This is a genomic window from Oharaeibacter diazotrophicus (assembly GCF_004362745.1).
Taxonomy (GTDB): domain Bacteria; phylum Pseudomonadota; class Alphaproteobacteria; order Rhizobiales; family Pleomorphomonadaceae; genus Oharaeibacter; species Oharaeibacter diazotrophicus.
Genome location: NZ_SNXY01000009.1, coordinates 162,642 through 175,285 on the forward strand (window position 1 = coordinate 162,642; position 12,644 = coordinate 175,285).

Sequence of the window (12,644 nt, forward strand, 5' to 3'; positions counted from 1 at the left end):
TCAGCTCCTGTAGGTGATCGCGTGCGCCGAGACCGAGGTCATCGCGCGGTTGCCGCTGCCGGTGCTGGCGACCGCGGCGAACAGGCCGAGTTCGGGCGACCACGCCAGCGAGCGCCACGCCAGCACCGCCGGCGACGTGCCGGCGGTCCAGGTGACCCCGTCCGGCGAGGTCATGACCGTGCCGTCGGAGGAGACGGCGGCCCACAGGCCGATCTCGGGTGCCCACGCGAGGCCGTACCAGACCGAGTCGGTCGCCGTGGTCCGGAGCGTCCACGTGACGCCGTCGGGCGAGGTCATCGCGCGCGTACCGGTGCCGGAGGCGGCCACCGCCACGAAGATCCCGAGTTCGGCCGACCAGCGCACCCGCGTCCACGACCGCGACGCCGGCACCGAGCGCAGCGTCCACGCGATGCCGTTCGGCGAGGTCATCACCTGGCTCGTGCCGCCGTCGACCGAGACCGCGACGAACAGGCCGAGTTCGGCCGTCCAGTCCACCGAGAACCACTGGTTCGCGGCGGGCGAGGTGCGCACCGTCCAGGCGATCCCGTCCGGCGAGGTCATGATCTGGGTCGAGACCGTGCCGTAGCCGACCGCCACGAACAGGGCGAGCTGCGGCGACCAGCACACCGCGTACCAGCCGCCGTCGGCCGCCGAGGCGCGGGCCGTCCAGGTGATCCCGTCCGGCGAGGTCATCACGCGGTTGCCGGTGCCGCTGTCGCCGACGGCGACCAGGAGCGACAACTCGGGCGACCAGCAGACCGCGCGCCAGTTGTTGTCGGCGGCGCTCGTCCTCGCCGTCCACGCGATCCCGTCCGGGGACGTCATCACCCGGTTGCCGCTCCCGGAGGCGCCGACGGCCACGAACAGGCCGAGCTCGGCCGCCCAGCAGACGCCGCGCCAGTCGTTGTCGGCCGCGCTCGTCGACGCCAGCCACGCCGACCCGGTCAGCCGCCGCCGCTTCGGCACGTTCGGGACCGCGAGCCCCAGCGCCTTGCGCGCGCTCGCCGGCGTGCGTGCGCCGGAGCCGCCCTGGCCGACGGCGAGCGCCGTGGTCAACGCCAGCTGGCGGAGCGTCGCGGTGCCGGCGGTGCGGTCGACCGCCAGCGCCTCGGTCCAGGTCGAACCGTCCGGCGAGACCTTCAGCTTGAAGTCGTCGCCGCCGACGAGGCCGAACTCGGCGCGGCCGGAGAAGCCGGTCTGGAACACGAGCGCGCCGGTGTTGGCCGCGCCGGTTTTGTTGACCTTGACCTGGACGCCGGCGCCCTCGTCGGTGATCAGCGCGGCCGAGAGCGCGGCGACCAGCCGGTTGGTGGCGTCCGCCGCGGCGTTGATGCCGAGCCGGTCGAGCCGCGGCCGCGGCGTCGTCGAGGCCGCCTGGGCGAAGCTCTCGCCGAGCCCGACGCGGACGCCGCCGGGGAACAGCACGCCGCCGCTCTCGCCGTCGCGGCGGGCGAGCGCGATCCAGTGACCGGGCACGGCGAAGTCGGCCGATCCCCCGCAGACGCGGAAGTCGGCCGCGCCCGCCGTCGCACCGCCGACCGGCGGCACGAAGTAGAGCGTCTCGAAGGCGGCGAGCGCCACGCCCGCCGACGTCGCCGTGCGGTCGGCTGCGCCGCCGACGCCAGTCACCGTGCCGGACGTCGGGCAGACCACGTCGAAGCTGCCGGCCGGCGCGAACTGCGCCCCGCGCCCGGCCCCGACCACGTAGCGCGCCGACCACGACACCTCGCCGGCCGCCGACACCGCCAGCGTGCCGCCGCCGGCGATCGACGCGCGCGCCTGCGACGCCGCCGCCAGCGTCGCGTGGCCGATGCCGCCGAGCCGGTCGGCGTCGAGGCCGCTGCCGGCACCGTCGACCGTGAGCAGCTTGGCGAGGATCGCCGCGGCGCCCTCCCCCGCCGCCGCGGTCCAGCCGGTGCCGTCGTAGACGACGGCGGCGCCCTCGGCCGCCACGTAGGCGGTCCAGCCGGCCCGCGGCGCGTGGAAGCGCCAGGCGCCGTCGAGATACTCGGCGATCTCGCCGGCCCGGCCGGCCCAGGCGCCGGTCGCCCCGGCGGCGACGAGGTGGCGCTCGCCAGCGGCCGGGCTCGCCGGCGGCGCCGTCAGGTCGCGGTCGGCGACGGCGAGCTGTACCAGCGCGTCGAGGATGGCGAGGGCGTCGTTGTGGGTGACGTGCTTCTGCGCCTGCGCCGCCGCCAGCCGCGGCAGTTGCAGCCGGTCAGTCGTATCCGACATGAAGTACCTCCCTGGTTTCGCTGCCGGCGCCCATGGCGTCGGAGATCTGGCGGACGCCGACGTCGAGGCTCGTCGGCGCCGCGCCGAAGTCGGCGACCTGCGCGGCGGCGGCATAGGTCGCCGCGGCGGTGGTCGTCCGCCACGTCCTGAGCACCGCGCCGGTGCCGCCGCGGATCGTCACCTCGTAGGCCTCGGCGGCCTCGGCGAGCGGCACGTCGGCGGCGTCGAAGGCGTCGCCGCCGCTGCGCGTGCGCCGGATCCAGGCGAGCGCGACGTCGCCGGTCGCCGGATCGCGGCGGGCGGAGAGGTGGACCGGGGCGAGCGGCACCAGCCCGGCGCCGCCGGGCGTCACCGTCAGTTCGGTCACCGCCCGGTCGGCGACGGTGCGGTCGGCCGGACCGACGCGCAGCGTCGTCGCCCGCCCGACGTCGTCGAGGGCGATCGGCAGCCGGCGCAGCGCCGTGTCCAGCAGCACGAAGTCGGCACCGGCGGCGGTGGCGACGGCGGCGCGCGCCTCGGTGCCGCCCTGGCCGCGCAGGAGGCGCGACAGCCGGTAGCGCCGGGTCGCGACCAGCTCGGCGCGGCCGAACTGCACCACCTCCCAGCCGTCCGCCATCGAGCCGATCGCCGCGAGGTTGGCGCCGGCGAGCAGCGCCTCGTCGTCGACCGACGACGGCGCGCCGCGCACCAGTTCCACCTCCACGGTCGAGACGTCGTCGACCTGCCAGACCCGCCCCGCCGGCAACGCCGTCGCGAGGCTGCCGATCACCGCGGGACGGTCGAGCGTGACGACGGCTTCGAACGAGCCGGAGCGGCGGCGGTGCACCACCATCGGCCCCGGCCACGGCACCGCCGCGGCGGCGACCCAGGGCTGGTGGGCGTCGACGCCGTCGCGGGTCGGCAGGTCGAGCACGACGACCACCGGCGCCGCCGTCGGCGTCACCCGGCCGCCGCTCATGGCACGCGGGCCGAACGGGGCGGCGCGCACCACTTCGGCCGGATCGACCGCGCGGGCCTCGACGCGCAGCACCGGACCGTCCTCGATACGGCCGACCAGCAGCGGCACCCGCCGCTCGGGCAGCACGAGGTCGACGACGTCGCCGGGTTCCGGCGCGAGCATGGTCGGCGGCAGCGCGAAGGCGACGGTCTCGCGGCCGGCGTCGCGGTCCTTCAGCAGCGCGTCCACCCGGCCCTGCATCACCGAGGCCGCGGCGAACACCGGCAGGTCGCGGTCGTCGACCCGCGGCGGGCCGTCGCGCCGAGCCGCCACCCGGCTCGGCCGGCCGTCGGCCTCGGTGTCGGCGAAGCCGATCGAGACCTCGGCCGGCACGTCCTCGGCCTGGGCGCGCCGGATCTCGACCACCGCGCGGCCCTCCTCCTCGGCGAGGTCGTCGCGGGCGATCGTCATCCGCGCCCGCCGCGGCCGGTCGGCGGCGGCAAGGCCGTCCGAGGTCTCGCGCAGCACGAAGCGGAAGGGTTCGGCGAGCGGTTCCAGCACGTCGCGCACGCTCGACCGGCCGGCGACCGCGAGCCCGTCGACCACCGCCGAGACGCCGCCGGCGTCGATCGCCGTCACGCCGGCCGAGGCGGCGAGGTCCTCGATCACCGCGTCGAGCGGGGCGGCGCCGAGGCGGCCGTTCAGCCAGTGGCCGGTCTGCCAATTGGCGCCGTCGACCCAGACGTCGCCGGCGAGAGGGAACCACGGATAGGGCCGCGCGTCCCAGGTCCACACCGTGGCGCGGCCGACGTCGACCATGCGCCGCCCATCGCGCGGCGAGCGCGGATTGGCGGCCTCGTCGAAGCCGGGTTCCGCCGGATCGAACCGGCCGAGGAAGGCCTCGAGGTAGCGCCGCTGCATGCCGTCGTCGCGGGTGCCGCGCGAGAAATACGGCACCGCGCCCTCCGACGAGACCTTGTCGGGGAAGACGTTGGGCTGGTTGGCGCCGTAGTCGGCCGCGGGGCAGCCGATCTCCGTGAAACGGATCGGCTTCAGCCCCGGCAGCCACGCGGTCGGCTCGGCGAGCTCGACGCCGCCGATCCGGTCGAAATGCAGCTCGCCCCACCAGGACACCAGGTCCTTGTAGCGGAACACCCACGGCTTGCCGGCGGCGCCGTCGGTGATCGGACTGCGCAGGCCGGCGCGGCGATCGGCCGGCGAGGCGTAGTACCAGTCGAAGCCCTCGCCGCCGGCGACGTTGGCAGAAAGATAGCCTCGCTCGTGCGGGCCCTCGGCCAGGGCCTCGTCGGCGTGCGCGCCGTCGCGCCAGTCCGACAGCGGGAAATAGGCGTCGACGCCGACGAAATCGACGTTCGGGTCGGCCCACAGCGGGTCGAGGTGGAAGGCGACGTCGGCGCCGCCGTCGCGGTGGTCGCCGAAATACTACGACCAGTCGGCGGCGTAGCCGACCGCCGTCCCGGTGCCGAGCACCGCCTTGACGTCGGCTGCGAGCGCACGCAGCGCCGCCACGAACGGATAGCTCCGCCCGGCCCCGCGCACCCGCGTCAGCCCGACCAACTCCGAGCCCACCAGGAAGCTCTCGACGCCGCCGGCGGCGAGGCAGAGATGGGCGTAGTGCAGCACCATCCGCCGCAGCGTCCACTCGGCCGGGCCGGAATAGGTCACCCGCCCTCCGGAGACGGTATGGTCGGCGACCGCCGCGGTGCCGACCAGCGCCGCGATCTCGGCTTCCGCCGCCGCGCTGCCGTCGGGCGAGCCGGGCCGCCCCGGCGCCGGCGTGCAGGTGATCCGGCCGCGCCAGGGATAGACCGGCTGGCCGTTGCCGCCCCAGGGATCGGGCAGGTCGTTGCCCGCCGGCACGTCCATCATCACGAAGGGATAAAAGGTCACCGCGACGCCGCGCGCCTTCAGCGCCTCGATCAACTGCACTACCGAGGTGTCGTCCGGCGTGCCGCCGAAGGCCGGCGCGGACGCGACGGCGGACACGACGCCCGCGCTCGTCCGCGTCAGGCCCGCGACCGACCACGACCACGGCCGCGTCGTCTTGTCGTCGCGCTCCACCTTCGGCCGCAGCGTGCAATGGCCGGCGCGCAGGTCGTCGCCGAACCAGGTCACCACCACCGCGACGCTCTCGAGATTCGGCGCCAGCGCGAACAGCTCGTCGAGCGCGGCGCCGACGTCGGTGGCGGCGGTGGCAGCATGGCGGTTCTCGGCGGCGACGGCGCCGCGCCAGGGCTCGGCGGTGACCTCGGTGGTGGCGTAGCCGAATTCGGTGGCGCCGGGGATCAGCGTCACCGCCCGGATCATCCGCTCCAGGCGGCCCACCGGGCGGATCACCTCGAAGGAGAGCTGCGGCAGCGCGTTGCCGAAGGCGTCGAGCGGCAGGCGCTCGAACACCACGTAGGCGAGGCCGCGGTAGGCCGGGCTCTCGCCCTGGCGCGCCAGGATCAGCGAATCCGGCTCCTGCGCCTCGTCGCCCAGATGAACGTGCATGGCGACCCGGTCGAGGTCGAGCAGCTTGCCGTTGGCCCAGACCCGGCCGACGTGGGCGATCGGGCCCTCGCTGAGGCCGACGGCGAAGTTGGCGTAGTAGGAGAAGGTCTTCACCTTCGCCCCGCCGCCCTTGCCGCCGACGCTCTCGCTGCGGCTCTCCTCCTCGAAGCGGGTCGCCCAGATCACCTGCCCGGCGATCCGGACCCGGCCGAACACGCGCGGGATCGCCGCGCCCTCGGCGGAGGTCTGGACGTCGAGGTCGGCGAGGCGGCCGACCTCGGTGGTGCCGCGGGCGCCGAACAGGGCGCGGTCGATCAGGTTGCCGGCGAGCGCGCCGGCGGCCTGACCGAGGATCGCCGCGGTCGAGCCGAACAGGCCGCCGACCGCCGAACCGGCGGCGGCGAGCAGGAGCGTCGCCATCGGGACACCTCCGGAACAGGGCGGAAAGGGAATACCGAGCGCGCAAAGTCCCGACCCGTGGTCGGAACGTTGCGCGCGAGAAGCGCCCGACCGGGCGCCGGCCGAAAGGTCGAAACCTCGCAACGTCCCGACAAGTCGGGACGTTGCGAGCGAGGAACTACACCCCGGGGAAGCGGAAGACGCCCGCGAGCCGGTCGCGCCACCAGCGTCCGAGCGGGGCCTCGGCGACGCGGGCGCCGTCGTGGGCGTGCAGGAAGCGGCCGGGCCGGATCAGGATGCCGGCGTGGCGGGCCGGCAGACCGGCGGCCCAGCGGAACAGCAGCACGTCGCCCGGCGCCATCGTCGCCGGATCGACCGCCACGAGGTGCCGCGCCGCGGCTTCGGTCAGGCTGTCGCGGCCGTCCGCCTCCGCCCAGTCGGGCGCATAGGGCGGCGGCGTCTCCGGTTCCGCGCCGTGGAGCGCGCGCCAGACCCCGCGGACGAGGCCGAGGCAGTCGCAGCCGACGCCCTTCAGCGAGGCCTGATGGCGGTAGGGCGTGCCGCGCCAGGTCAGCGCCTCGGCGACGATGTCGTCGCGGGTCGTCAAAACAGCACCCCGCCGTCGTCGTCGCCGTCGCCCCGGGCGTAGGAGAACACGAAGTCCTGGCCGGGCATGTGCGGGAAGCCGCGGAAGGCATCGGCGTTGGCGAAGCGATCGCGGCAGGTCTCGAAGCGCTTGTCGCAGCCGGCGACGAGCGCGAGTGCGGTGCCCGCCTCGAGCGGCGTCGCCGGCGCCCGCCACGGCACCAGCACGGTCGCGCCGTCCTCGGGGAAGTGGTCGGCGATCGCGAGGGCGAAGCCGGCGCGCGGGCCGGCGGTCACCGTCGCGGTTCCGCCGGCGAACCAGCGCTCGGGCAGCGCCTCGGCGCCGGCCACCGTGATCCGACCCGCGGCATCCACCGCGGTCACCGTAGCCGCCGTGGTGAAGGTCGAGAGGTCGACGCCGCAGCGCGCGTCGCCGAGGGCGGCGTCGCAGGTCCGGGTGAAGACCCGGCCGATCGGCTGGCCGAGCGCGTGCGCCGGCCCGCGCAGCTCCGCGCGGAAGGCACCGTCGGCGCGCACGGCCTCGCCGAGCGTCGCGGTGCGGACCGGCATCCGTGCCTCCGGTTCCGACGAGTCGACCAGATGGACCTCGACGCGCGCGCCGTCCCAGCGGCCGTCGGCGAGGTCGGCCTCGGTGATGCGGTCGGAGGTGAGCGCGCCGGCGATCTCCTCCTCGCCGACGGCGAAGTCGGCGCCGCGGCCGGCGACCGAGCGGTCGAAGCCGCTGGCGGGCTCGCAGGCGACGCCATCCACCATCAGCGTGCGGTCGTGGTCGGTGAAGCCCATCACCGTGCCGTCGGCGAGGCGGGCGACGAAGCAGGTCGCGAGCGTGGTCGCCGCGCCGGCGAGGCGCTCGGCGAGTGCGGGCGGGATCGTCCTCACGGGCGCACCTCCACCAGGGGGATCGAGGGAATCTCGCCGGCCGCGAAGGACGACAGGTCGACCGCGAGATGGTCGGTGTCGAAGCGCACCGGCACGTCGAACAGGAAGCCGGCGGTCACCGCGGCACCGGTCGGCGGCGGCAGCGCCAGCGTGACGATGCCGGTGGTCACGTCCACCGCAAACCCCGACCCGTCGAGCGCGACGCCGTCGACCGCGACCGCGACGCTGCCGGCGACCGGCTTGTCGATCCGCCGGTCCCAGGGCGCGAAGGCGGCGCCGTAGCGCTTGACCAGGGCGAAGGCGGTGGTCGTGCCGTCGCCGGTGCCGATGCGCTGGTCGGTCGGCGCCGGCGCGGCCGAGGGCGGACCCGAGCGGCAGTCGGCGCGGTCGCGGAAGCGGAAGGCGTGCAGCCGGCCGCGGCGCTCCTCGAAGAAGGCGACGACGGCGGCGAGTTCGTCCAGCGTCTTGACGCCGGAGCCGGCGTCATAGCGCCGGCGGCTGTCGGCCCAGCGGGCGTTGCGGACCTCGCGGCCGGAGGCGAGCGTCACGATCTCGGTGCGCCGTTCGGGCCCGCCGGTGGCACCGAGCGCCACCGGGACCGGGAACGACACCTCGTGGAAGGCGGCGACGGGCGGCATGGCTGTCACTCCGCGACAAGGGGACGGGCGCTTGGGCGAGGATCGCCCCATGCGTAAAAGAACGTATTTGATCCATCTCAAGGCGAAGGGCGTCGGAATCGCCGACCGTCGGCCTCACGGAAGAGAACCGGGAGGATGACGTTGTCCCACGTGCCGCACGAACTGGCCGAGGAATTCCCCGACGACCACGCGATTCTGCACGCGCTCAAGGTCGCGGACGGCAACTTCGCGCATCTGTCGGACACCTATCACGAGATCAACCGCCGGATTCACCGCATCGAATCCCTGATCGAACCGGCCACCGACGAGACGCTGAACGAGTTGCGTCGGCAGCGGGTGGTCCTGAAGGACGAGATCGCGGCGAACATCGCCGCCCAGAAACGCGACGTGGCCTGACCCCCTCCTCGTCGAGCCATGCCGCTATAGCCCGCGCCGTCCCCGTCCGACGGCGCGGGCTAGCATTCTGCCCACCTGCGCTTCCGAAGCCCGGAAGCTCGCGGCGTCGGGCGTCCGGACGTTGAACGTGACCGCGACCGCCCCGGCAGCCCCCGCTGCCGGGGCGTTCGCGTCCGTGGACCCGGCCGCCGTCGGCACCTCCGGGAACCAGGCCGGCGCCGCCACCGTGCCGCAGCTCTCCGCGACCAGCGACGACAGCGCCGACGCTCCCGCCGCCGCCCCGCCCGAGAACAGGCCGCCGAGCCCGCCGAGTGCCGATCCGGCGAGACCGGACAGCAGCGACGACAGCGGCTTCAGCGCCGCCGCGAGCGCGGCGTCCGAGAGCTGCAGCAGCAGCTTCTGGAACACCTCGTCAAGCGCTTTGCCCTCGACCACGGCGGCGCGCAGCGCGCCGGTCAGCGCGCTGCCGAAGCGGTCGGCCGCCGCCGTCGACGCGGCGAGCCGTCCGTCGAGGGCGGCGAGGGTGTCGGTGTCGTCGGCCATGGGGATCTCCTCTGCGGACCCGGCTTCAGTCCGGGTGGCCGGCCATCAGGTCGGCGAGGCGCCGGCGCGTCATCGCCGTCGCCGGCGGCGGCGCGACGGCGCGGATGGCGGCGGCGAGTTCGCACGGGGTCATCGCCCAGAAGGCGTCGGGGGCGAGGCGGAGCACGCCGAGGCCGAATCCGAGCGCGGCGTCCCAGGGGAACGGGGCGGGTCCGCGAAAGGGGCGCCGTCCGCGCCGCCGCCCTCCGTCGTCGGCGACGCACCGCCCGGCGCGAAGGTGGCCGCGACCAGCGCCACCACCAGCGCCGCGTAGCCGGCGGCGCCGCCGTCGATCGCCATGGCGGCGACCTCCTCGTCGGTGACCGGCTCGCCGGCGCCGCGCAGGCCGGCGGCGATGACGCGGACGGCGTCGCGGGCGCGCAGCTTGCCGGCGGCGAACACCCGGGCGAGGTCGCCGAGGTCGTCGGCGCCGAAGGCGGCCTCGAGCTCGGCGAGCGCGCCGAGGGTGAGACGGAGCGTGCGGCGACGCCCGCCGATCTCGGCCGCGACGTCGCCGCGGTAGGGATTTGCCATGGTGCCCTCCCCCGTCACGGTGCCGCGAACACCAGCGCGCCCGCCGATTCGAGCGCGATCTCGTAGGTCGCCTCGCCGTCGTGGCTGCCTGCGTAGTCGAGCCGGGTCACCTGGAACGGCCCGGTCACGGTGCCGAAATCGGGGATGGTCACCTGCCAGGGCGCGAGCACGCCGTCGAAGAACAGGCCGCGCACGGTGGCGTCGGCGGCGGCGTCGCGGAAGATGCCGGCACCGGAGATGCGGGCCTGCCGCACGCCGGCGCCCTCGATCAGTTCGCGCCAGCGCCCCGGGCTGTCGGCGTCGGTGACGTCGACGGTGCCGGCGGTGAAGGCGAGCCGGCGCGCGCGCAGGCCCGCCACCGTCTGCCAGCCGCCGGACCCGGTGGCGTCGACCTTGAGGAGGAGGTCGCGTCCCTTCTGTGCCGCCATGGCGGTCTCCTGCCAATTCGTGTCAGTTGAATGTTCGCGGCTCGTACCGACCTCGCGAAGGTCCGACCCTTGGCCGGAGCCGTGCGAGGTCGGCGCGCCCGACCGGGCGCCGGCCGACCGGCCGAAACTGTCGTCAGACGTCGACCATCACCTCGACGGTCATCGCCGCGCGCCAGGCCCGGCCGCCGTCGACCCGGCCGACGGTGGTGGCGACGACGCGCAGCAGCACCGCCGTGCCCGCGTCCAGCGACGGCGGCGGCCCCGCCAGCACCGCCGCGGCGGCGGCGAGCACGGCGAGCACGCGGCCGCGCTCGGCGTCGGTGCCGACCGTCTCGATCGTCAGCCGCACCCGCGCGCCGTCGCCGTCGCCGCTGCCCCAGTCGCGCGCCTCGGCGGCGCCGAAGGCGAGATACGGGGTCACGCCGGCGCGCGGCGGGCCGTCGTGGATCCGGCCGCCGACGAGGCCGGCGAGGGTGGCGTCGGCGCGGAAGGCGGCGGCGAGCGCCGTCTCGAGGCCGGCGAGCACCGCGGGCGGGGCGAGGCTCACGCCACCAGCCTCGGCCGGCGGTGCCCGGCGATCAGCGCCGCGACGTCGTCGGGCACGGTCGAGGCGGCCCCGTCGCCGCGCATCGCGTACCAGTGCGCGGTCAGGAGCCGGACGGCGTGGACCAGTTGCGGCGGCACGGCGTCGGCGTCCGGCCCGTAGCCGGCGAGGATCTCGACCTCGATGCCGGCGATCGGCACGCCCGGGTGCGGCGGAACGCCCTTGAAGGCGAGCCGCGCCGGCTCGCCGACGAGGTCGAGCACCATGTCGGCACCGGGCACGGCGACCATGGTGCCGTCGGCGGCCGCGACGCGCACCGAGGGCACCGCGATCACCGGGGCGATCGGCAACGCGACACGGCCGCCGGTCGGCAGCCGGTCGAAGGTCCAGCGCCACGTCTGGGCGATCAGCGCGCGGCCGGACAGCCGTTCCACGGTGGCGCGGGCGACCACGGCGAGCGTGGTCAGCACGGTGTCCTCGTGGTCGCCGTCGATCCTGAGATGCGCCTTGAGGTCGGCGAGCGTCACCGGCTCGCTCGCCGGCGCGGCGAGGAGGGTCAGGCCCATGGCGGGCTCCTTCGCGAGGGATGGGGTGGGATCGGGAGGGGGGGCGCCCCCGGCCGGGGAGAGGGAAGCCGGGGGCGCCGTTCGGCACGGCCCGTCGGGAGGACGGGAGGTCAGGCCGTGCCGAATTTCAACAGCTTGATGGCGTCGAAGTCCTGGACGCCGCCGCCGACGCGCTTGGTCGTGTAGAACAGCACGTAGGGCTTGGCGGAGTAGGGATCGCGCAGCACGCGGATGCCCTGGCGGTCGACCACCAAGTAGCCGCGGCGGAAGTCGCCGAAGGCGATCGCGGCGGCGTCGGCGGCGATGTCCGGCATGTCCTCGGCCTCCACCACCGGGAAGCCGCACAGCGTCGCCTTGCCGTCGGCCGCCGCCGGCGGGGTCCAGAGATAGTCACCGTTGGCGTCCTTCAGCTTGCGCACCGCGGCCTGGGTGCGGCGGTTCATCACGAAGGTGGCGTTCTGGCGGTAGCCCGCCTTCAGGGCGTAGACGAGGTCGATCAGCGCGTCGCCCGGGCCGGACGTGGCGAAGGCGCCGGCGGCGCCGGTGGCGACATAACCGAGCTTGCCCCACGTCCAGGAGCCCTCGGTCGCCCGCGGCACGTCGAGGAAGCCCTTCGGCTTGGCGGTGCCGTCGCCGGTGACGAAGGCGGTGCCTTCCGCGGCGGCGAACACGGTCTCGACCTCGTCGGCGATCCAGGCGTCGACGTCGACGGCGGCGTCGTCGAGCAGGGTCTGGGTCGCTGCCGGCATGGCGTAGATCTCCATGGTCGGGTAGGCGAGCTCGGCCAGCGTCGGCGCGTCGGTCTGCGGCCGCGCCGCGGTCTCGCCCACCCAGCCGTGCTCCGGCCCGGCCGTGCGGAACGGCTTGCGGAAGGTGGCCGACGACACCGTGCGCACGGTGGCGAGGGCGCGGATCGGCGAGATCGCCGCGAGGCGGGCGCCGATCTCGGCCTCGATCGGCTGCGGCACCAGGTAGCCGCCGTCGGGGCCGGAGCCGGCCGACAGCGCCTTGGCCTCGGCGGCGCGCAGGCCGGTCTCGACACCGCCGCGGACGTAGGCCTCGAAGGCCGAGCGGTGCTCGAGGTCGAGCGCCGCGCGGCGGCCGTCGGCGGGCGCGCCGAGGGCGGGCCGGGCCTCCTTCACCGCGATCCGGTCGAGCCGGGCGCGGGTCTGGTCGAGGGCGGCGTCGATGCGGGCGAGCTTCTCCTCGGTGACGACGTCGGCGTGCCGGCGCTCGATCTCGTCGAGCCGGCGGTCGTTGGTCTCCTTGAAGGCGTCGAAGGCGGTCATGAACTCCGAAAAGGCCTCGGCGACGTCGGCGGTGCCCTTGGTCTCGGGCACGGTGTCGAAACGCGTGGTCATCGATCGGTTCCCTCCATGGAACGGA

The 12,644-nt window shown here is 75.3% G+C and carries 12 protein-coding genes and 1 pseudogene; 1 reads left to right on the forward strand and 12 read right to left on the reverse strand.

Going from position 1 to position 12,644, the window contains the following annotated elements:
* The 5 genes and pseudogenes from EDD54_RS23245 to EDD54_RS15770 form a co-directional block, all read right to left on the reverse strand.
* Complete coding sequence (locus tag EDD54_RS23245; protein WP_208112217.1) at positions 1–2,235, reverse strand: DUF2793 domain-containing protein; 2,235 nt, start codon at positions 2,233–2,235, stop codon at positions 1–3.
* Positions 2,219–6,106, reverse strand: a pseudogene (locus tag EDD54_RS23815) (baseplate multidomain protein megatron). Before EDD54_RS23815 ends, EDD54_RS23245 begins: the two are co-directional and overlap by 17 nt.
* Before the next feature lie 157 nt (positions 6,107–6,263).
* Positions 6,264–6,692, reverse strand: coding sequence for an NlpC/P60 family protein (locus EDD54_RS15760; protein WP_126537963.1), 429 nt, complete (start codon positions 6,690–6,692; stop codon positions 6,264–6,266).
* A complete protein-coding gene (locus EDD54_RS15765; protein WP_126537965.1) occupies positions 6,689–7,570 on the reverse strand; it encodes a DUF2163 domain-containing protein in 882 nt (293 codons plus the stop codon). Before EDD54_RS15765 ends, EDD54_RS15760 begins: the two co-directional genes overlap by 4 nt.
* Positions 7,567–8,208: a DUF2460 domain-containing protein gene (locus EDD54_RS15770; RefSeq protein WP_126537967.1), complete on the reverse strand. Its 642-nt coding sequence runs from the start codon at positions 8,206–8,208 to the stop codon at positions 7,567–7,569. Before EDD54_RS15770 ends, EDD54_RS15765 begins: the two co-directional genes overlap by 4 nt.
* A 135-nt stretch (positions 8,209–8,343) precedes the next feature.
* Here EDD54_RS15770 and EDD54_RS15775 point away from each other — a divergent pair, with 135 nt between their 5' ends.
* Complete coding sequence (locus EDD54_RS15775; RefSeq protein ID WP_342636605.1) at positions 8,344–8,604, forward strand: HP1242/YdcH family protein; 261 nt, start codon at positions 8,344–8,346, stop codon at positions 8,602–8,604.
* A gap of 24 nt (positions 8,605–8,628) precedes the next feature.
* On the opposite strand, the gene EDD54_RS15780 is transcribed toward EDD54_RS15775, so the two are convergent.
* From EDD54_RS15780 to EDD54_RS15810, 7 genes are all read right to left on the reverse strand, one after another.
* Positions 8,629–9,147 carry a phage tail tape measure protein gene (locus tag EDD54_RS15780; protein WP_126537971.1) on the reverse strand — a complete coding sequence of 173 codons (519 nt, stop codon included), beginning with the start codon at positions 9,145–9,147 and terminating at the stop codon, positions 8,629–8,631.
* Positions 9,148–9,172: 25 nt separating this feature from the next.
* Positions 9,173–9,313, reverse strand: coding sequence for a phage tail assembly chaperone (locus EDD54_RS15785; protein WP_126537973.1), 141 nt, complete (start codon positions 9,311–9,313; stop codon positions 9,173–9,175).
* Positions 9,277–9,720: a gene transfer agent family protein gene (locus EDD54_RS15790; protein ID WP_126537975.1), complete on the reverse strand. Its 444-nt coding sequence runs from the start codon at positions 9,718–9,720 to the stop codon at positions 9,277–9,279. Before EDD54_RS15790 ends, EDD54_RS15785 begins: the two co-directional genes overlap by 37 nt.
* A 14-nt stretch (positions 9,721–9,734) precedes the next feature.
* Positions 9,735–10,148: a phage major tail protein, TP901-1 family gene (locus tag EDD54_RS15795; RefSeq protein ID WP_126537977.1), complete on the reverse strand. Its 414-nt coding sequence runs from the start codon at positions 10,146–10,148 to the stop codon at positions 9,735–9,737.
* Positions 10,149–10,281: 133 nt separating this feature from the next.
* Entirely contained in the window at positions 10,282–10,695 is a 414-nt protein-coding gene (locus EDD54_RS23060) for a DUF3168 domain-containing protein (RefSeq protein WP_166653459.1), read from the reverse strand.
* Positions 10,692–11,258, reverse strand: a complete 567-nt coding sequence (locus EDD54_RS15805; RefSeq protein ID WP_126537981.1) for a head-tail connector protein — start codon at positions 11,256–11,258, stop codon at positions 10,692–10,694. The genes EDD54_RS23060 and EDD54_RS15805 overlap by 4 nt, the downstream gene beginning before the upstream one ends.
* A gap of 110 nt (positions 11,259–11,368) precedes the next feature.
* Positions 11,369–12,619 carry a phage major capsid protein gene (locus tag EDD54_RS15810; protein WP_126537983.1) on the reverse strand — a complete coding sequence of 417 codons (1,251 nt, stop codon included), beginning with the start codon at positions 12,617–12,619 and terminating at the stop codon, positions 11,369–11,371.
* Positions 12,620–12,644 lie beyond the last annotated feature (25 nt).